Source organism: Opitutus terrae PB90-1, from assembly GCF_000019965.1.
GTDB lineage: Bacteria > Verrucomicrobiota > Verrucomicrobiia > Opitutales > Opitutaceae > Opitutus > Opitutus terrae.
The window spans coordinates 1,279,405-1,299,470 of the sequence record NC_010571.1 but is presented as its reverse complement, the minus strand read 5'-3'; the positions used below and the strand labels follow the sequence as shown (position 1 = coordinate 1,299,470).

The window sequence follows — 20,066 nt, the reverse complement described above, 5'->3', positions numbered from 1 at the left end:
ACCACCATGCCCTACACCTACGAATATCCGCATCCAGCCGTGACGGTTGACGGCGTTGTTTTCGGCTACGACGAGGCCGACTTGAAGGTTTTGCTGATTCAACGAGATCAGCCGCCCTATCGGGGCAAGTGGGCGCTGCCCGGTGGATTCGTGGACATGAATGAAAGCCTTGAGGCTGCAGCCCGACGGGAGCTGGAAGAGGAAACAGGCGTCACTGAGCTTTATCTGGAGCAGCTCTACACGTTCGGCGAACCGAAGCGCGACCCTCGCGAACGAGTGATCAGCGTCGCCTACTACGCACTCGTGAAGCTGGCGGATCACACGGTGCGCGCCGCCAGCGATGCACGGAATGTGGCTTGGTTTCCGGTCGCGAACTTGCCGGCGCTGGCCTTCGATCATGAGGAGATCCTCGACGTGGCACTCCGTCGTTTGAAGGGGAAGATCCGCTACGAGCCGATCGGCTTCGAACTCCTGCCCGAGAAGTTCCCTCTTTCGGAGCTGCAGCGTCTCTATGAGACGATCCTGGAACAGCCGCTGGATAAGCGGAATTTCAGGAAGAAGATTCTTAGCATGGGACTGCTGGCGGATACCGAGGAGATCCAGCAGGACGTCGCCCATCGTGCGGCGCGCCTCTATCGTTTCGACGAGCCGAGCTACCGGCGCCTGAAAAAGGCGGGATTCAATTTCGAACTTTGAACCTTCGACGCGATGAATGCCCTGATCCTGGTCGATATCCAGAATGACTTCCTCCCCGGCGGTGCGTTGCCCGTGCCGCACGGCGATGAAGTGGTTGCAGTCGCGAACCGGCTGCTCGATCGCTTCCCAGTTATCGTCGCCACGCAGGACTGGCATCCGGAAAATCACGGCAGCTTCGCCGCCAATCGCGGACAGCAGCCCGGCACGATGGCTGAGTTAGGCGGACTCCCTCAGGTGATGTGGCCGAATCACTGTGTGCAGAACACAGGCGGCGCTGCCTTCGCGCCGGGTCTGAACACCGCACGCATCCAACGCGTTTTCCCGAAGGGCACCGGTCCTGAGATCGATAGCTACAGCGGCTTCTTCGACAATCGTCGGCGCAAAGCGACTGGTCTGGGCGATTACCTGACACTCAAAGGGGTGACTCACGTTTTCGTGCTTGGGCTCGCTACGGACTACTGCGTGAAAGCAACGGCCATCGATGCGCAACAACTGGGCTTCACCACGACGCTCGTACTCGATGGATGCCGTGGCGTGGAGCTGAACCCGGGCGACTGCGATCGAGCACTCGAAGAAATGCAGCGCGCAGGAGTCCGGCTCGTCCAAAGCGTAGATCTCGCGACGAATCGCTAACCTCGGATCGCGCGACCGAATTTCACCTCCAACCCTCAACTCAACTCCCCATGTTCGGCTTCCGCTTCATCAAGGTCCAACCGACCACTTACCTGCTCCAATACCGGAAAGGCCATCTCGTGCGCGAAGGCACTGGTCTCGCCTTCTTCTACTACGGCCCGACCACCTCGCTCGTCGCGGTTCCGACGGCGAGTAATGAGGTGCCTTTCATCTTTGAGGAGACGACCGCGGATTTTCAGAAGGTGACGATTCAGGGTCAGATAACTTACCGTGTGGCGGATCCCAAGAAGCTCGCGGCGCTGATGAACTTCACGCTCGCGCCGAATGGCCAGAGCTACGCCAGCGACGATCCAGAGAAGCTGCCCCAGCGCCTCATCAACATCGTGAACGTCCACGCTCGCGCACAGATCCAGCGCTTGCCGCTGCGGCAGGCCGTGCGCGAGTCGGATGGGCTGGTCGAAGCGCTTCGGCCGAAGCTGGTCGCGGCGCCGGAAGTTGCAGCACTCGGCCTGGAGATCCTCGGGTTTTCGATCCTCGCCATTAAGCCGACGCCGGAGACAGCGCGTGCTCTTGAGGCGGAAACACGCGAGCAACTGCTCAAGGAAGCTGACGAAGCCATCTTCCGCCGCCGCAATGCCGCCGTGGAGAACGAGCGTGCGATCAAGGAGAACGAGTTGAACACCGAGAACGCGGTGGAGCTGAAGAAGCGCCAGATCCGGGAAACAAAGATGGATGCGGAACGGGCGGTTCAGGAAAAGCAACGGCTGCTTCGCGAGGCCGAGATGGCGGCGAGCATTGCGCTTGAGCAGAAGAAGAAAGACTTGGTCGAACTCACTGCCACCAACGCTAGGGGCGAAGCTGACGCTCGCGCCTACGGCATCGAAGCGACGATGAAGGCGCTTGGCACGGCAGATCCGCGCGTCCTTGCGGCCCTCGCAAACGCCGGAATGAACCCCGAACAGCTGATCGCCGTCGCCTTCCAAGGCATCGCCGACAAGGCCGACAAGATCGGGCAGCTGAATATCTCGCCCGATCTGCTGCGTGAACTGATGGGGAAACAGCAGGCCTGAGGTGGAACGGCTGACCGAGAACAAAATCGTCCTGGTCGTCCGCGAGACGCGCCTTGAAGAACTCAAGGCGCGGTTCAACACGGTGAGCCAGGCGCAATTCTACGTCGAGCAACTCGGCGGAGATTTCGGCGACTATGAGCGCGAGGACGCGAGCTACCGGGCAGCAGTAGAAAATGCGCACCAGCGCCTTTCGCAGCTTGGCCGTGTGCAGGTCGTGCATCGCCGATTCGTGCCAAACTTTATTTTCGGCCCTGAGGACATCGCCGTTGCGGTCGGACAGGACGGGCTCGTCGCGAACACACTGAAGTATCTCGATGGGCAACCGCTGGTAGGGGTCAATCCTGAGCCAAGTCGCTACGATGGGCAGTTGCTTCCCTTCGCGGTTCGAGACCTCGACCAAGTCATTCCCGAGGTATTTCGGCGGCAGCGACCGATCAAGTCGGTTACGATGGCGCAGGCGGTGCTGAACAACGGGCAGGTGATCTACGCCGTGAACGATTTGTTTATTGGCCCTAAGACCCATGGTTCCGCGCGCTACACGATCAGTCACGAAGGTAAATCCGAGCGGCATTCATCGAGCGGAGTGATTGTGTCGACTGGTCTCGGCTCGACGGGGTGGTTCAGCAGTCTCATCGCCGGCGCACAAGGCGTAACAGCAACCCTTCAAGCCAGATTCCCGATGGCGGGGAGTCACGGAACAGGAGAAGCGGTAGACGTAGTGTCATGGCAGGGCCGAAAGCTGCGCTTCCCGTGGGATGCTGATCACCTGTTTTTCACGGTCCGCGAGCCGTTTCCCAGCAAAACGACCGGCACCGAGATTGTATTCGGAAAAGTTCAAGCGCAGTCGGTTCTGAGAATCGAATCACATATGCCAGAGCAAGGGGTTATCTTCAGCGACGGAATCGAGGCGGATTTCCTCGAGTTCAATTCCGGTGTAAAGGCCGAGATCGGTGTAGCTGCACGGATGGGACAATTGGTACTCTAACCTAGCCCCGTATATCCTTCTCCTGCCCTTTGCGGCAGTGTCAGGATCCGGGGTTTCTTTTTTGAGACTTCGCGCAAGCCTAACGGTGTCTGCTGGACGACGACCTCACAGTCGTTGCATCGCAACGCGGTAAACCACTCGGCCCATTATCGTGAAATTGACTGGTTGGTCATCCCATTCTCGAACGAGCGGCGAGATCTTAGAATTTTCGAACGTAAGCACGACCTTGCTCGTATCTTTGGCAGCGTAGGCGACAAATTCGCTCCCCCTATCGACGATCAGGTACGTTCCGACCCTTTCGCGCTCCAGCGAGGCCGTCGTATCGGCAATCGCGAGGTCGCCATCGTTGAACCTCGGCGCCATCGCGTCGCCGACGACGCGATGCACCCGAAAGTTCAGGTTGGTCAGAGGATCAGTTATCCGAGAAAGTTCGTCTAGTAGGAGAGCAAACTGCTCCGGATCCCTGTGTCTTGTGGTCGGGGTGTCGCGAAGCTCAGGTCTCCCAAATAAGTAGCGAACTCCTTGACCAGTTAGAATCCATCGAAGCGAGACGTTTGTCTCACTGCAAAATCGCACCAGTTCCCCGGCCGTGGCATCGACTTCCCCAGTCAGTATGGCTCGTAGGCGCTCTGGCGACACGAGCATTTTGGGCGCGAGTTTGGGAACAGATGAACCCAATTTCTCTTGGATATCGATAAATCGAGCCCGAATTTCCTTTGCAGCGGCGTCGAAAGGCAGCGGACCGGCATCAGGCAGCGCCAATTGGGGCCCTTGGCCGGTGGCAAGCCATCCGGGGGTGACATTCGCTGCGGCAGCGATCCGGACGAGCATAGTAAGCGATGGCTCACTACCGGAGAGATACCGCTTCAGCGTGGGGATTGAGACTTCGCATCTCTTGGCCAACGCGTAGATCGAGCCGCAAGCAGCGATACACTCACGAAGTCGCGCGTCGAATCCTTTCAAGAGCGACTCTCGTTGTTCAGCATTCATTGGGAAAGTTGATATGCTAAAAGATAGCCCATGGTAAGCAAGAGTTGACATGTGCTTTTGCGCATACCATGGGTATGCGTGTGAATACCAATCAACCCAATTGGATTGCGTTAATCGAGCGGCTTCAAGCGGCCGGCTCTCTTACCGAAAAAGGAAAGAAATACGCGGCAGACGTGATTACCGGACTACCGAGTAGGAATCCCTCGAATGTCGCCGGTCGAAATCTGATCGTCGACATCGCCTCACAGAAGATGGGGCACACCGTTCAGGTCGAAAGCCTCACAATCGAGGCCGCATATGCCCAGATGCTCGAGTCTTCTGTTGCCTGTGTCGGCTACTGGGCACAGCCCATAAAGCTGCGTGTGGTCTGCAAATGTCGGGATGGAATCGAAAGGGCCCTTTGGATCACTCTCGATTTTCTCGTCCTTTATCCGGACAGGCTAGAACTCGTCGAATGCAAACCGGAGTCTGCTCTACACGCCATCAGCCTAACACAGCCTGGGCGGTATAGCCGAGATGATACCGGACGCTGGACGTCGCCCGAGGTGGAAGCCGCTCTTGCGGACTACGGCATCCATTTCCGAGTCGTGAGCAGCGCTGATCTGAATCCGGTACTGCTGCGCAATTACACCCTCCTCGAGGAAGTCCGGCAAGCATCCTACTCATCCGCCTCAGCGCTCGAGGCGATCATGACCTTCCTTCAAAATAGGCGCGACGGCGTGCCTTTGGCGGAACTAGTTGCGCAGGCCGGCTCTGCATTCACGAAGAACGACATCTATGTGGGGATACTCCGGCGCGACGTCCATGTGCTGCTTGCACATTGTCTGCTCGTCGACGACCGCACGACTTTGGTTTTCGCCGAAGAATACCAGGCTGAAGCCTATCGCCTGATGAAGTTTGCGACTGTCGAGCAGTCGGAAAGATCTCTCGTCCTCAAAGCAGGGACTCGCCTCCGATGGAACGGGACAAACTACTCCATCTGCAACGCCTCGCGGAATAAGGTCTACCTGATGGCTGCGGAAGGTTCTCCGACGGCATTTCCAAGGGACCTACTGTGTTCATTGATTGGCACAGGAGAAATCGAGCTCCTCGACGAAGTAGTCGTAGATGGCGCGGACCAAGCGGAGACGCTCAAACCGTACTTCACCGCCTTGACGCTAGAGAAGCAGCTACTTGGAAAGGCGAGAAATGAGTTTCTTAGGTTTCTCGAACGTCATCCTGAAGCGAAGCCAGAAGACTTTGGACTGAAGCCCATAAAAACGCGTACGGTGCAGCGCTGGAAGCGTGCGGCGCACGAATCGATGGTTCGCTTCGGTACGCCGCTTTGGGGCTTGTTCGACCGACCGCGGCCCGGTCGGCCGCGGGATGCATTGCCGAAAGAGATGCGAGACGAAATGACCGCTGTCGCGGAGGAGCTATACTTCTCGAAGACCGCCCCTTCCAAAACCTTTGTATGGCGGGCGCTCCGCCAGAGACGAGAAGCGCGCGGGCTGCCATTCCCCTCGAAGGGCGCGTATCGCCGCCACCTCGATAGGATGAAGAATCTGCGAGATGCGACGGAAAGTAGACAGGGGAAGGGCGCTGCCTATAAGTATGACGCCTCTTCGGCAGGCGGGAAAAATTGGATCACTGCCGGAGATTTTCCGCTGAAGGTGTCCCAAATGGATGGCAAGAGTTTCGATATACTCGTCGTCGACGATGAAACGGGCGAAGTTTTGGGGAAGCCGACACTAACATTGTTGACACTGCCTCACTACGGGAGCGCTCCCATCGGGGCTGCGTTCTTGTTTGAGCCGGAAAGTTACCGGTCTGGCACCATGTGCCTCCGCGACGAAATTGAACGTTTCGGTGAACCTGTTAAGTATATTGTCGTGGATAACGGCAAAGCGTTCAACAATGCAACGTTCGACTCGCTGCTCGCAACACTAGGAATAACCAAAATCAATCGCCCACCGCGCGATCCGCGCTTTGCAAGTGAGATCGAGGCGCTTTTCCGGGTTATCGATCGAGAAGTGATCCATAACTCGGCGGGGAATACGAAACCCCTCCAGACAGCCCGTGAGATGACGGCTGAGATGAATCCTGAAAAACTCGCCATCTGGACTCTATCAGCTTTGTGGCGGCGGATTGAACACTATCTGTTCACGATGCTCTGGGATGCCCCTTCGGCGGCGCTGGGCACGACTCCACGGCTGGCCTTCGAGCGGGATCAAAAGCGCGCTCCAGATCGGGAAGGCCGTTTCACAGTTCCTCCGGACCAAGCCAAGATCGCCTTCTTTCCCGAAGTCGACGGCGTGACACGCGTCGTTCAACCCGGCCGGGGTATCTTCGTGGAAGGGTACTACTACTGGAACGATGTTATGGCAAAGCCGCACGTGGAAAAAACGAAGGTTCGTGTCCGCTACGATCCTTACGAACTCGCGATCGTTTTTGCGGCCATCGGTGACACATGGGTTGAATGTACCGCCCGGCATGCACCGGAACTGCGTAACGTGACGGAGCGGACTCGGCACCTTCAGGTCATTGCACGGCGGCGCCTCAAGAACAATCATGCTGAGCGGCGTGAGCGCACTCACGGTCGCAAGCTTGCTTGTCTTGGCGACGAGATGCTCGAAGACGAGAAAGCGCTCCGGGAGCAGCGCCGAGCGAGAGCGCAACGACAGCTTTCCAAGCCTCAACACGCACACGTGTCGCCGCAGACGGAGCATTCGGGAGGCGTTCAGTCGATCGGTTCCAAGCTGCCGAAAATCGATTTTTCCCATCTGCGCAAGACGGCAGCCTAACCTTAACACTACAGCACCATGTCCAAAGAACTCTTCTCCAATCCGCCAGCGTGTTTCACAACGACGATCGCTCATTTATGTTTCGATGACGCACTTGATCGCTTGCGCGAGCTGGTGCGGATGAAGACCAGCACGCGAATTGTTATTGTCACAGGTCCAACCGGCGCCGGTAAGACCACCTTGCGCAAGCAGTTCGCCCAAGAACTTGAGGCAATCGCCGCCCAGGAGATTGAAAGTAATCCGGAGATGGTCGCCTTCGGATCTACATCGGTAAAGGCACCCGGGCCGACCGCTTTTTCATGGAAGGATACTTACATTCAGCTGCTAATCTCTTTACAGCACCCTTTCGCTGAGCATCGGGCCATGGCTCAAGGCACCAATTCACAAGCGCCTCGTACTACAGCGCTAAAGACCATGTCGCCCGAGGCTGCACAGCGATCGCCAAACGATCGACTCTTTCGCATCCTGCAACGCACGATTACCCACCGACAACCGAAGGCGCTGATCTTTGACGAAGCCCATCACCTGTTGCGCGTCGCCTCTTCACAGACGCTCGTCAACCAACTGGAACACATCAAATATATCGCCGACGAAACCAACACGCTATTTGTCCTCTTCGGGACATACGAATTGATTAAGTTGATGGATCTTAGCAGCGCGCTTATCAGGCGTCGCGAGGTCGTGCATTTCTCGCGTTACGTCTACGATGCCAAGGATCCCGCTCAAAGCCTAGAACCGTTCGCAAAAGTTGTCGCTGTTTTTGCCGCAGATCTCGATGAGATATGCTCGGTTTCCCTGCTCGAAGAGGTTCCATATCTGTATCAGGGCTCGGTCGGATGTATTGGCGTCTTGCGTGACTGGTTGTTCCGCGCGTGGTGCAGAACCAAAAGTCCAGGCGGTCGGAAGATCACCAAAAGCGTCTTGGAACAGACGATTCTCGCTGCGAGCGACCGCTTAGAGCTAATCACGGAGACCCTAGACGGCGAAAAGTACTTCACCAACAGGTCGCTTTGTGAAACGGACTACTTGACGCGTTTAGGATTCTTGCCGGCGGATAGTTCATCCCCCTCTGACGAACAGCACCACGCAAGCAGCAAACGGAAACGGAAGCCCGGGGAGCGAAACCCGCACCACGATCCGGTCGGCACTAAGCACCTCGATCCAACCGCCAGAAGAGCCGCATGAAATCGAGCTGCACCGAGATCCTGCGGGTCACCCCCTGCGATCCAGACGGAGCCCAACGCGAGTCACTCGCGAGCCTCCTGGTTAGGACGGCGCGAGAGAACGACGTCAGTCCTGCTCAACTCCTCGAATGGAAATTCGCCACGGGCACTGGACTGCAAATGCTGAAGTTCTCTACCCGCGCTTTGGGAAGGTCGGTCGGGCAGTCGATCAATGGATGCAGCGAGGTCGCCCGAATGCTGGTCAACCGAACTGAGCAACTGACCCGCCTGGATGGGCTACGCCGTTCGACCACCTTGGCGTTCGCTCCGTTCACGACGTTTAACGGGCTTCTTCGCCAACAGCTCGCTTGGAGTGTGCAATCCTTGCGCTCCCAAGAAACAAAATACTATCCGCTCCTCTGGGCGCTGGAGCCGGTGCGTGTATGTCCAGAAACCAGAAAACCGTTGGGCTCACTTTGCCCGACTTGTCGCCAGTCGCTGGTTCTCCTTTCTGGCGGCAGTCACATTGGTCGCTGCTACCGGTGCGGCAGTTCATTGTTCGAAACGAACATCGGTGCAGTTCCTGCTGATCCGATTGTTGGTTCTATACGCTCGATCGATTATGAGGTATGGGTAGCGAGAGAGCTGGGCAATTTTATCAGGTTTCAAACTGTAGAGTCGTTGTCGGAAGACTTTAGTTATCACCGTGCGCTGGAGCACTGGTTGGACTTGTTCGAGCTCCGCTCAAACCGGGACGCGGCCAAGGCCTTGGGTGCGTCGCCCCTCGCATTGTTCAGATGGCGTTCGAACAAAGCCATTCCACGCCTCCGAATGACGCTGAATCTATGCTGGGTTTTTGGGATCAGCCTCGTCGATTTTTTGCTGCTTCGGCGTCCATCCGGCCATGACGGCAGATTACGTCAATCGATCGACGCAGGGATGCGCCATGCGGCGGTCTCCACCCGGCGGCGAATCGATAAAGCTAGGCTCGGTTCCGAACTCAGCACGATTCTGCGGGAGAACAGATACTCGATGATGTCGTTCTCAGAAATCTGCAGTCGCAAGCTGCGCCGACGCGACGTGGTGATCCGTCAAAATTTCCCAGAAGAGGCTCGCCTCGTGGCCCGGCGTTACCTCGAAAACCGAAAGCTTATGGCGGACATCAAGCGCGACCAGTTTTGCGCAGCCTTGGAAACGGTTGCACGGTTCCTGCACGCCCGAGGGATTGTTCCTAATTACAAGACCCTTTCGCCTTACCTCGACCGGCCGAGCAAGTTGCGATGCGCATGGGCGATTGCCGCGCTTCGTAGAGTCAGGGAGGAACTCGGCTACGAAGATCCGTCGGAGCAATTGATGCTCCTCATTTGATCGAATCGTGTTGAGCAACGCGCGAGGGGTTGCAGGCTAGGGGCGTTCTTTGGATTTGGGCCTATAGCTCAACGGTTAGAGCAGAGGACTCGCCATTTGGGTCGGCGGCGTGGAAACGCGCCGCTAGTCAGGTGTAAATTCGGTGAACGGCCTGCCCGCTCTTGGGGCGACCCAACGCCGAGCCAAGCCCGCCGTAGCGGGAAGGTGTAGAGGCCATAATCACCCACCTACCTCACGCACAGGCGCGACACGGTGAAGGCATGGTCCAGACCACGCACGGGTTGCCGGCGGCGAAAGCCGAAGTGGTAAGCATAATCCTTTGGTTCTGGGTTCGAATCCCAGTGGGCCCACCACTCCGCGCTCGCTTGTTCTCCCTGTGGAGTTGGACACAGGGATTTGGCGGTTTGGCCAATCTTTACGCCAAACTGTCCGAGGCCCGTCTTTACGTCGTGCCTCGTCCGAGAAAAGTTGCCTCGCTCTTCAATGGAGTTTTGGCCGCCTATGTAGCGTGAGCGACGGTTCGAAATCCCTGGAACACGCTGTCCCGATTTCTGGCGCATCTTGGTCTGCGGTAAGGCCGGTTCAGTCTGACTACGCCAAATCCCGTTGTGCCACGCAGGTGAAACGATTGTTGTAGCCGAAGTCTTGGATCGAGGCGGGAGAGCGCCTCGCGTCGTGCTCACGAAAGCCATCGGCGCAGCTCGGCGAGGAGCGGGAGCGCTTTCCGTGCGAGCGTCACCCACCCGAGGATATGGCGGGCAATGCTTCGTTTTGGAGCCGCCCGACGTCGTGACTTAAGGCGATTGGATTTGCGCTTTCGGCGGCGGTGTTTTTTCACCCCACAACTCTATCAAACCGGCGCGGAGCACCATCTTCTCATATCCGCAACCGCCTGCACCGCAAATTATAGCGCGATGCGCGGGAAACGGGAATATTCCTTAAAGGCACTTTAAGACATCCTTAAGAGATCCTTAAGACGCTGTTAAGAAAAACGGGGAAAATCATGTCAAGTGGCTAAATTCGTGTTTCTTTATAAGCCCACCGAGGCAGGTCTTTTTTTCGTATTTCCCACCGGCAGGGCGTGCGGTGTTCGGCGTAAATTTCGCCTGCACGTATCATTCGCAGCACCGTTGTGTGGGTGCAGCGCAGATACCGCGCGACGTCCTCGATAGTGAGGAAGGCGGGCAGCGTCTGGTAGTCACCGTTCGGCCCCAAGACCTCAAAGCGCGTTCGGATTCGATGGTATGCGCGGGCACTGCATGGCGGATCCTCAAGCATCACGCGACAAGCCTCCGCGAGATCCATGACGCTCCGCGTGCTGACCTCTGCCGGCATTCTCGCACGCTGGCCACGCTGCTTCTGGCGACGCTGAAGCAAGCCGAGACGAACGAATTTCATCACCGTCGGCTTACTCCAGCCTACGGCTCGGGCTATTGCGTGGATGCGCACCCAGGGGCCAAGCTGACGCAGGCGCCTTTCCAGGCACTCATGATTACACTGGGCGAGGCGCCACGCACTGCGCGATGGAGCACGAGTGATCCTCATCGCGCGGTCTGGGCCGAACCGACTCAAAATTGGATTGCTGAAGTCGAAATTGATCATGGGCTACTGCAGCCAGCGACGAAGTTCGGCGAGAAGCGGCACGCATTTACCAAGAACCTTGGCCCATTCGAGGGCGACGTGGGCTAAACGCGACTTCTTCGACCGTCTGGTGGTTCGGGAGGGTGTAGGATTCCGTGAGGTGCGTCTTTTCACGTCCATACCCTAGCAAATCGAAAAGTCGACCATCGCCATGCAAGACGCATATCTCAGCTGACGAGCGACTAGTGTCAGCTCCGTAAAACACGAATGTTCATGCATTGGTCCTGCGGCACCGTTGCAGCACCTCTGCAGCGGTCCTGCAGCAAAAACGGTGGGAACCGTGTCAAGAGGCTGATTTCGCTTTTTTCGAACCGACTCACGCGGTCGCCGTTGGTAGCGAGGCGCAAAAAGACTAGGCGTCGTGGACCGAGGAACAAATCCTCAACTTAGGGGCCAGGTCAGGGTCTCTCTTTGATTGCGGTCAAGTGGGGCGACGGTCTCTCGAATCTCGGACAGGTACTGCGCTCTGCGTCAGTGAGCGTAACGACGATTTTTAGGACGGTGCGTGGACGCTAAAGGTTCGCTCGTAAGTTCCACTCTGCCGACTATCCTGCCCCGATGAATTTCAAGCGTCCGTTGCCTCGTGCCTTGTGCTGGAGCATCGTCGAGCGCCCGATCACTTTGCTTGCGACCATACATACCGGCCCCTTCGGCGGATACCAATTTCCGCCGATGGCTGATGCGCTCATTCACGGCGCGGACATAGCGTATTTCGAAATCGATCCGCTGGAGAAATGGGACATTGGCTTCATGTTTCGACCAACGAACTCGGCAACCACTTTGTTGCAGGAAGTTGGCCCGGCGATCTACCGGCGCTTGGAGCAGGAACTCTCCCTCAATCGACCGCTGGCAAATTGTGCCGCTGGTGGAATCGGCGACCTAATCGAGCTGTCCACACCGACTCAGATGACAGCGGGATATGAAATGGATTGGGGCGTCGACCGAACGGTCTGCCAACGCTACCGCGCTCAAAAGAAGGAGATTCGCTTCCTGGAGACGAGCGAGGACCAAGGCCGGGCAGCGGTCAGCGGGCCGTTGCACGAAATCGTTGCGGAGCTGGACGCTTGGCGGACCACCGGCTGCCTCCCTCGGGCGGATAGCACCCAGATACTCAACGCGTACGAAGCCGCTGACCTCCCGACCCTCGCTCGCTTGCGCAGCGAGTTGGCGCCGCTGCGGCCAACGAGGATACTCGCACAACTTCAGGAACGCGAAAGCCGTTGGCTCGAAAAAATCGTGGATATAGCGGCGGAGAAAAAGTCTGTCCTGATAGCAGCCGGGGTCCTGCATTTTCCGGGCGAGGATGGCTTGCTCTCCCAGCTAAGCCGGCGCGATTTCACGGTCCTCGACATTGGCAGCCAATAGGCGATGAGACGAGTTGTCCTGCTCCGCCGGTTCGTTACACCGATGTCCATTATGAACCCGCCCCATGCTGCACTCGAACCGACGCCCCTGGCGTGGATCGAGGCCTCGGATCTGGAGTCGATCGCATTCGACAAGTCCACGTGGATTCCGCTGCGGGCGAACCAGAAGGAGTTTGAGATCGGCAAATCGGGATTTGCCGGGCACCGCGAATACTCCCGTTCGATCGAGACCCTTGTCGTGCCGCTCGCGCAGAGGGAGGAATTCAAAGATCGGGATTGGCAGTCAGTTGCCCGCTCTGGCGGCACGGACGGGACGTGGGCCGACGAGAAGATGTTCTACCCTCCCGGATGCTATGATCAGGATCCGCGTTTCCTCTACCCGGTCATTATGCGTTCCTTCGAGTCGGGCGAACCTGACGAGTGGGTTCTGCAGCATGAAATAGAGATCGGCCTGCAGCTCCTGCGGCAGGGGGACGTGTGGGTATGTCCCAGAGAGAACGACGTCGAGGTGGTGCGGCTACTTCGCAGGGCGGATGACACGCCGGCGGAGTTGTTGATCCGGGCGGAACATCTGCGGGACTACCTGTGCGCGAAAAAGGCGGCGCTATTGGTAACTGGGTTTTACCTCCGCGAAGCGGTGGAGGAGAACTTCGAGGGCGTCGCGTGGGAAGATGGTCGCCAGAAGAAGACGTTCGCGACCGGGGAACGCAGTTCGAGCTTCCGTCCAATCCACGAGGGCGGCGAGGCATTCGGCATGGAGATCGCGGTGATGCACGCCTGGCGCGAAAGCGTGAATCCAAACCACGATGTGCCCGAGATGCCGCACCCGTCCCAAGACGAGCAAACCGGCATGGATACCTTCACGGTGAAAGCGCGTGGCAGGAAACTGCACATGCTCTACACCCGGGTCTGGACGAAGCATTGGGTTGAGCCGGCGGCAAAGAGTCCCCGCATCCGGCGAGACGAGGTGGAATCGAAGGTGAACTTCATCGTCGACAACCAGGCGCAGGGCACCGTGGCGGGACGTGCGCTCAAGGACTATCGCGGCTGGCTCTGGTTCAAGCCGGCCGTGATGCGGAAACTGATCGGCGGGCCGAAGGGCATCTTGAAGTGGTATACGCAGCAGACCGGCAGGATCGGCCCGTCGCCCAACTTGACGCTGCACTTCGGCGTAAACGCCAAAGGGCTGATCAACGTCCTGAGCCATGATATGGCGGACCTGCCGGAATGGGCTCAGAAAATTTGGGCAGGCGACAACACGGTTCCCGAGGGCGGGCTTTCGGACGAACTCCACGCGTCGCAGAACCTCGCGCGGCCGGCGGGAACGATAGCCCCTGAGGAAGCGCTGTGGCGGAACATGAATCTCCTGCAAGCCGAGACGAAACGGATCTACGGTAAGCCATTATTCTTCGCGCTGCCCGGTGAGCGCGAATTCCACACGAAGGTCCACCGCTTCTACTGCGACTCGTTCGAGGAGTTTTGTGAATTGTGCAAGGAGCTGCACCGGGTCGTCAGCGAGCAGATCGACCTCGGCGCGTTGAACGACAAGATCGACCCGAAGAATGCGGAGGAGGCGAACAAGGCCAAGCTGCGACAAATCAAGCGCGTCGACCTCTGGATGACGAAAGCCGGACACGACGGGAGGAAGATCACCCAGGCGTTGGCGGGGGTGGCAGACCTTCGGCAGGGCGATGCCCACGCACAAGGGAGCAAGCTGCGCGAATCATTACCACTGCTCGGCATCCCGAAGGACGCGGAGGATTACCAACGGATGGGGCTCGTTGCCATCGCGGAGGTGGGGAAGGCGCTCGCCGTGATCGGCAAGGCCATCTCGCCAGATGTGAAGCTGGCTTTCACGGACTGAGCTTGGTCCGCGTCGAATCCGACATCTCGGCGCCCGCGATCCAGATGCTGCGTGGCCTGCGGGATCTGATTCACATTCCAGATGGATCTCGCACAAGCCGGACCGCGCATCGTCAGTTGTGTGAGTTGTTTGACCTGATGTGGTCGGAGGCCTCGCCCCGCGAGCGGAAACGCTCGCGACTCAGGGTGTTGAAGCCAGCAAGCGGCGCGTGACGGCTGGATCGTGCTCCCGACAGAGAGCCCGATCCAGCAACTGGGGGGGCGCTCACAGTGCATAAGCTGTCGGCCAAGGAGCCGCAGGCGCAAATCGTGATGCAGCGCGACCTCGGCATTTGACGCTACGGCGATTGCCGAGGTCGATTCACCCCGTGATGGCTGCCGGCCGTCCAGCCGCGCGGTGGTGCGAGCAACGGCAGGCAGTAGATCCGCGGCCTTTCATTCTGACATGAATTACGAGTATGGCCGGTTTATCTGTCAGTAAAACTGATTGCCCAATGCGCCTTTCGCCAATTTGGAGGCCAATGATTTTGTCATTTTGCGGCCACATTATTTGTCAGTCACCACCCTGCACGCCCGCTCTTGGGGTCCGAGACAGCCTAAGCGACGTCAACGCGAGAAATATCGGGTTCGAGCCGCCGGATTCTAGGAAGAGGTGGAATGGTAACTATCTCATACGCTAGCGGACGCTGGTCCCGTGCCCTCTTCAAGCCCCGTGAGCACCATGGCGGGCTGCGTGCGCGAGTACCGGCTCGACATGATTCTTCCGCAGCAGATCCAACGGGCGGTTTCCGTCCAGTTCATCACTCTCGCTTAGGAAATAGTCGGCGATCGCCAAAGGTGACATTTTTCGGCGATCGAGAATGGAGAGGACTTCGGCCAAGCCAGGCAACAGAGCGCCCTCATGAATCTGCCACGCCGGATACCGAAGTGTCCTCGCACCCTTTTTCCATGCGAAGAGTTTTCCTTTTTCACGGTAAGCACGAATGCGCCGACGCGAGGCGATGCCTAGTTTGTCCGCAAATTCCGAGTCAGACAACCCACCGCCATCCAGACGGCGGACTTCAAGTTCGACGCTCGCGGAACGCAGCTTCACTCGCTCGAATGCCGCATCGATATCATCGGGCGAAACCGCAATCGATTCGCCAACTCGGCGTAAAACGCTCAGCGTAGCGCTCGCCGAAAGGGGTGCAATTGCAAGCATTGCGGTAATTGCCTTCTCCAGCTTTTCACTGACCTCCACCTGAATAGGGGTATGGGCCATATGGACATGTTGGCAGGTTTGATACCGCGTCAAGCCTCTTGGCCGCTTTGCGAATCGATGCGATTTTTCCTGCCGATCGCCCATGGCGAGGGAGGTAGGCGAGCGGCATTTCTGCTGAATCTGGCCACACCAGCTGTCAGCGATATAGGATTGGCCACCGCAAATCTCACATTTTCTTGTACTAGATGCCATCGCGCCGACACGTTCGGCCACCAGATGCGTCAGACCGAGCGACGGAAGGTCTGTCACTCATCAGCCGGTCGTAGTCAGCCAGCAAGCGGCGCGTGACGGCGAGATCGTGCTCCCGACCGAGAGGCCATTCCAGCAGCTGGGGTCGCTCACAGTGAATAAGCTATCCGCCAAGGAGCCACAGGCGCAAATCGTGATGCCGCGCGACTTCGGCGTTTGACGCTACGGCGATTGCCGAAGTCGCTTCAACTCGTGATGGCTGCCGGCCCTCCAGCCGCGCGGTGCGAGCAACAGAATGCAGTGGATCCGCGGCCATTCATTCTGACATGAATTACGAGCATGGCCGGTTTATCTGTCAGTAAAACTGATTGTCCGGCGCGCCTTCGACAATTTGGTGGCCGAATTTCGTCATTTCGCCGCCATAATATTTGTCACTTACCAGCAACAACGCCAGTCTCGAGATGCCGTGGCCCGAGGTTGGACTGGCGACTCTTCATGAGCTGGCGCTAGGACGGGAACCGATTGGAGCAGGTTTGGAGGGAAAGGGCTCAACTGCCGAACCTGACGTGAGACGCCGACGGAATCGATGAGGCTTGACGGGCAATCGTCTGGTGATTCCGTCGGAAGGTCAGGCATTGGCGGCCCTCGGCCACACGCATGAACCCGATGCCAGACACGAAAATCGAATTGTATGCGAGCGGCGCGGCCGGTGAAACGGCTGAGGTCGCGTTTTTTCGCGAGCTTGTTGCTCGCCTTAAGGCGACGGGACGTAAGGCCCTCGTGGTGTGCCAGCCCAAGCTGCCGCGATGCACCCCGGATTTCTTCGTTGCAACGGAGTTCGGTGCCTGGACGGTCGACGTAAAGACGATCGGAGGATCCCTTCACGGCAGCCGTCGCGACGCGGAGTGGCGAATCAGAATACGGGGTGTGAAAGCGAAGCGATACCCCAACCTCTTAACCAAAATGAAGCAGCAGCGGGAGGCGCTGCTCGACGACATGCGTGACGCCGCCAAAACGATTGGGGCGCCGGTGCACAACATCAAGGACCACGTCGCGGCTGTGGCAGCCGTGTGGCCGAAACTTCCCGACGGGTCCGCCTGCGACCGGAAACCCGATCAGTTCGGTGGCTATTCCGTTTGCGATGGCGACGAAGCGATCAGGACAATTACGATAGGGACCCTCAAAGTGGGATGGCCACTGGATCTGTGGCGGCGCTTTGTCTTGGAGCACCTGCGAGCGGTCCCGGTGCGGACCGTGGACGAACTTTGCGACCCCACCCTCTTTGAGGCAGTGCGATGCGCAGAGGCGTATCGCGAGGAATTCGTGCGGTGCTTCCGGTCACAGGGTGGGGCTTTCGCTCCTCACCGGTCTTTTTTCGAAGAGCTAAGAGCACGAGTCGCGGTGGACGGCGCGCTGCTAGTCCATGGTGCATCGGGATTGGGCAAAACGGCGCACCTTGAGGCGTGTGCACTTGAGTTGGCTAGGGCGGGTACACTACCCGTTTTCGCGTCGGCGGAAGTCTACGATGGAAGTTTGGAAAAGCTACAGGAGGTCGGGTCGGCGGGTTACGCACCGACTAGCATCAAGGAACTGCTTTCGCATCTGCCACGGCTGACTGCGCAACGGCGTATCCTATTCGTGGACGGTGTCGACAGCGTGGCAGAAGAACTGCGCCGGACCCTAATATCGCAAATCGCAGATCAAATGGATCGGGGGCTGTGGAGTCTGGTGGTCCTTAGTGCAAAGATTGAAAACCCAGACGTCGACGCGCGACTCCCTCTCGGGAAATTGGCGGCGCCGGCGATGGAAGGTGCGCACCGCGAAGCCGTGTTCCAAGCGCATCGTCGGCCAACCGGCCGCACCCAGTGGCAAGAACGCCTCCTCGAAGTCGCCTCGGATGGTTTTGCGGTCCGGGCTCTCGCCCTTGCAGACGGCGTCCCGGACGGATCGTCCCTAGCGGAGGCAATTGGATCCTATGTGCGTTCGCTGTTGCCGCAGGATCAGGCACTAGTCGCCGCACAGATCTCTCGCGTCGTCGCCGCCGCCATGGAGAATCGGTTTGCTCAATCTCTCGCGGTTACGGAGTTCGATCAGATCGCGGCGGAGGTTTGCCGGAAGGAGGGAGCTGGGCTGACGCTCGGCGACAGCGTCCGAAGGTCACGCCTGTTTAGGCAGCAAGGCGACCGCATCCGGTTCCAACACGAGCGACTGCAGGTGTTCCTTGCTGCGCAGGCTTTGGACGAAGGGACGGCCGATACGGCAGCGCTACTGTCGCTGCTGATACAGGCAAGGAACCGGCAATATACCCGGTCCGTGGTCGGTTTTCCGCAGAGGCGGACCCTGGTCTTTTTCATCGCGGCGTGGTCATTGCTCGAAGACGACGGACTGGTCCCAGCGTTGGTAGCGGGAGAATTCGGGGTGGAACTGCGCGCCGCAGGAGTCCAAGCGGTGAGGGAATTCCTCGACAGATATTGCACCTACCTAGGGTCGCACCCGCAAGCGATCGTGTTCAAGGAACGTGGTGAGGGAATCAAACCCCAGCCGGTCTTGGCTGCGGATAATGCCTTCTTCCCTTCACAGCCGGAGGAGAAGTTCGCATTGCGCATGCTCCGGTGCGCAGAGGTGGTGCGGACGTTCACGGAACGGATCGCGGATGTCGTGTTACTCGAAGAGCAGTCGCTGCTGCGAGCCGCGCACCCTCACGCACAGACTCTACGCGGTCGACTCCAGATTGTCCGCAAAGTAGTCGCGGCTGATGGAATTTGGGCAAAGGAGCCCATGCTCCTGTTGCGGAATTTTCACCAGGAGTGGAATCAACGCCTAGATGATCCCTTGCTAGAGGCGATCGCCTGTATCCCAACACGGGGCGGAACGATGATGGAAATTATCAGCCTGCAGGCGAAACTGGCAGCATCGCTAGAAGCTGACGAAGCTACCGCTGTCCTTGCGCGATGGGTGGCCCTAATGGACCAATCGGGATTCAAGGCCGGCCGCGTGTTCGAGCGCTATTCCGATCGCATGTTGTTTCAGAATTGGGATGTGCTCGTCGAGGCCCACCGCAACGGTGGGGAGTTCAAGGTCCTCTTGGAAAAACTGGTGAATGAAGGCCTGGACACGAAAATCCTGTGGGACGACACGCTGCTTCGCTTCGGCGCTGAAATTGGCGTGATCGATCAGGAATCGATGGAGTCGCAGACGGAGCGCATCCTTGCGGGGTTGCGCGCAAACTCTGAGTCGTGGGGCGAGAATGATCTCGGGGTGATCGCCTCGGGGAAGCGGCATCTGTTCGATCGGGCCGTGGAGTTTAACGAGTGGGAGGCGTGGACCGAAGCGTGGTCGAAGCTTTCAGGCGTGGAGAAACGTGCATTCGCGCATGATGCGATTCCGTCCGCCGGTGTAGAACACAGCGGCATGTTCGAATCGATGTTGATCGGCTTCCTGGCTTCGGAAGCCTGCATCGAGCCCGAGGACCTCATCGGCGTGTTTCGCACGCTACCTTGGGACGGCGTGATGTTCGGCATTGGGGATGCAGCGGCATGCCAGATGGAATTGGCAACGCATTGGGGCATCGCTGGCAGACCGTTGCCGGCGGATGCGTTTCGACATACTGACTACTCCGAGGGCGATGCCGCGGCGTGGCCGGTGTTTGTTTCACTCATCCACGCAGTCGCAGGCGCAGAGGTTGGAAAGGCGAAGGCGTTACTGACTCGGTTAATTACCGAGCACCCGCTCGTACTGCCTGCACTTCTGGCTGCCATGATGGAACGTCGGCACGACAATCACCCGCTGAAAAAGGTGGCTGCGGACATATTGCGGGAATTCCGAATGGAATTGGCCCGGGTGGCAGCAGATGCCTGCGGGCGGATGGAGGAGCTCCGGTGCGTAATTTGTCCGAAGCATTTCCCGAAAGCCCGGACGGTCGCACTGATATTCCAACTGTGCGTCGACGGGAACGCGGAAACGCGCGCGGCAGTGGAGCGCCACGTTGACAGTCCTCACTACGGTCAGATAGCCGTGGCGGCGATGAGGGCTGGCGCAGTGTGAGCTGTATCAGTCACGA

Annotated in this window: 14 protein-coding genes; 11 read left to right on the top strand and 3 right to left on the bottom strand. The window is 58.4% G+C overall.

The window, feature by feature from the left end:
* Nucleotides 1–6: 6 nt before the first annotated feature.
* The 4 genes from OTER_RS05255 to OTER_RS05240 are packed head-to-tail and all read left to right on the top strand — an operon-like array spanning nt 7 to nt 3,384.
* Nucleotides 7–696 carry an NUDIX hydrolase gene (locus OTER_RS05255; protein ID WP_012373869.1) on the top strand — a complete coding sequence of 230 codons (690 nt, stop codon included), beginning with the start codon at nt 7–9 and terminating at the stop codon, nt 694–696.
* Between the two features lie 12 nt (nt 697–708).
* Complete coding sequence (pncA, locus tag OTER_RS05250; protein WP_012373868.1) at nt 709–1,329, top strand: bifunctional nicotinamidase/pyrazinamidase; 621 nt, start codon at nt 709–711, stop codon at nt 1,327–1,329.
* Between the two features lie 50 nt (nt 1,330–1,379).
* Nucleotides 1,380–2,399 (top strand): SPFH domain-containing protein, encoded by a 1,020-nt coding sequence (locus tag OTER_RS05245; protein WP_012373867.1) that lies wholly within the window; start codon nt 1,380–1,382, stop codon nt 2,397–2,399.
* Nucleotide 2,400: 1 nt separating this feature from the next.
* Entirely contained in the window at nt 2,401–3,384 is a 984-nt protein-coding gene (locus OTER_RS05240) for a diacylglycerol kinase catalytic domain-containing protein (protein WP_012373866.1), read from the top strand.
* 105 nt (nt 3,385–3,489) lie between these two features.
* Here the strand turns inward: OTER_RS05240 and OTER_RS24945 are convergent, their stop codons facing one another.
* Entirely contained in the window at nt 3,490–4,374 is an 885-nt protein-coding gene (locus OTER_RS24945; RefSeq protein WP_158305363.1) for an XRE family transcriptional regulator, read from the bottom strand.
* 80 nt (nt 4,375–4,454) lie between these two features.
* On the opposite strand from OTER_RS24945, the gene OTER_RS05230 reads away from it, so the two are divergent.
* Genes OTER_RS05230 through OTER_RS05220 form a run of 3 tightly spaced genes read left to right on the top strand, consistent with a single transcriptional unit; the run spans nt 4,455 to nt 9,688 of the window.
* Nucleotides 4,455–7,157, top strand: coding sequence for a Mu transposase C-terminal domain-containing protein (locus tag OTER_RS05230; protein ID WP_158305362.1), 2,703 nt, complete (start codon nt 4,455–4,457; stop codon nt 7,155–7,157).
* Nucleotides 7,158–7,175: 18 nt separating this feature from the next.
* The gene (locus OTER_RS05225) at nt 7,176–8,342 is read left to right on the top strand and encodes an ATP-binding protein (RefSeq protein WP_012373863.1); all 1,167 of its coding nucleotides are present in this window, start codon (nt 7,176–7,178) and stop codon (nt 8,340–8,342) included.
* Nucleotides 8,339–9,688: a TniQ family protein gene (locus OTER_RS05220; RefSeq protein WP_012373862.1), complete on the top strand. Its 1,350-nt coding sequence runs from the start codon at nt 8,339–8,341 to the stop codon at nt 9,686–9,688. Before OTER_RS05225 ends, OTER_RS05220 begins: the two co-directional genes overlap by 4 nt.
* Nucleotides 9,689–10,702: 1,014 nt before the next feature.
* On the opposite strand, the gene OTER_RS27010 is transcribed toward OTER_RS05220, so the two are convergent.
* A complete protein-coding gene (locus OTER_RS27010) occupies nt 10,703–10,807 on the bottom strand; it encodes a hypothetical protein (RefSeq protein ID WP_425496016.1) in 105 nt (34 codons plus the stop codon).
* Here OTER_RS27010 and OTER_RS26590 point away from each other — a divergent pair.
* From OTER_RS26590 to OTER_RS05205, 3 genes are all read left to right on the top strand, one after another.
* On the top strand, nt 10,775–11,377 hold the full coding sequence (locus tag OTER_RS26590) for a hypothetical protein (RefSeq protein WP_237702448.1): 603 nt from the start codon (nt 10,775–10,777) through the stop codon (nt 11,375–11,377). The genes OTER_RS27010 and OTER_RS26590 overlap by 33 nt on opposite strands.
* Before the next feature lie 510 nt (nt 11,378–11,887).
* Nucleotides 11,888–12,694: a TraB/GumN family protein gene (locus tag OTER_RS05210; RefSeq protein ID WP_012373859.1), complete on the top strand. Its 807-nt coding sequence runs from the start codon at nt 11,888–11,890 to the stop codon at nt 12,692–12,694.
* Nucleotides 12,695–12,745: 51 nt separating this feature from the next.
* Nucleotides 12,746–14,557: a hypothetical protein gene (locus tag OTER_RS05205; RefSeq protein ID WP_044891586.1), complete on the top strand. Its 1,812-nt coding sequence runs from the start codon at nt 12,746–12,748 to the stop codon at nt 14,555–14,557.
* A gap of 702 nt (nt 14,558–15,259) precedes the next feature.
* On the opposite strand, the gene OTER_RS23740 is transcribed toward OTER_RS05205, so the two are convergent.
* Complete coding sequence (locus tag OTER_RS23740; protein WP_148218013.1) at nt 15,260–15,901, bottom strand: hypothetical protein; 642 nt, start codon at nt 15,899–15,901, stop codon at nt 15,260–15,262.
* A gap of 762 nt (nt 15,902–16,663) precedes the next feature.
* Between OTER_RS23740 and OTER_RS05195 the strand changes: the two genes are divergently transcribed.
* Nucleotides 16,664–20,050 (top strand): NERD domain-containing protein, encoded by a 3,387-nt coding sequence (locus tag OTER_RS05195; RefSeq protein ID WP_012373856.1) that lies wholly within the window; start codon nt 16,664–16,666, stop codon nt 20,048–20,050.
* Nucleotides 20,051–20,066: the final 16 nt, after the last annotated feature.

Excerpts from the sequence above, each read along its gene's own strand:
- OTER_RS05255 (WP_012373869.1), top strand. The coding sequence starts at position 7 with ATGCCCTACACCTACGAATATCCGCATCCAGCCGTGACGGTTGACGGC.
- pncA (WP_012373868.1), top strand. The coding sequence starts at position 709 with ATGAATGCCCTGATCCTGGTCGATATCCAGAATGACTTCCTCCCCGGC.
- OTER_RS05245 (WP_012373867.1), top strand. The coding sequence starts at position 1,380 with ATGTTCGGCTTCCGCTTCATCAAGGTCCAACCGACCACTTACCTGCTC.
- OTER_RS24945 (WP_158305363.1), bottom strand. The coding sequence starts at position 4,374 with ATGAATGCTGAACAACGAGAGTCGCTCTTGAAAGGATTCGACGCGCGA.
- OTER_RS05225 (WP_012373863.1), top strand. The coding sequence starts at position 7,176 with ATGTCCAAAGAACTCTTCTCCAATCCGCCAGCGTGTTTCACAACGACG.
- OTER_RS05220 (WP_012373862.1), top strand. The coding sequence starts at position 8,339 with ATGAAATCGAGCTGCACCGAGATCCTGCGGGTCACCCCCTGCGATCCA.
- OTER_RS27010 (WP_425496016.1), bottom strand. The coding sequence starts at position 10,807 with ATGATACGTGCAGGCGAAATTTACGCCGAACACCGCACGCCCTGCCGG.
- OTER_RS05210 (WP_012373859.1), top strand. The coding sequence starts at position 11,888 with ATGAATTTCAAGCGTCCGTTGCCTCGTGCCTTGTGCTGGAGCATCGTC.
- OTER_RS05205 (WP_044891586.1), top strand. The coding sequence starts at position 12,746 with ATGAACCCGCCCCATGCTGCACTCGAACCGACGCCCCTGGCGTGGATC.
- OTER_RS23740 (WP_148218013.1), bottom strand. The coding sequence starts at position 15,901 with ATGGGCGATCGGCAGGAAAAATCGCATCGATTCGCAAAGCGGCCAAGA.
- OTER_RS05195 (WP_012373856.1), top strand. The coding sequence starts at position 16,664 with ATGAACCCGATGCCAGACACGAAAATCGAATTGTATGCGAGCGGCGCG.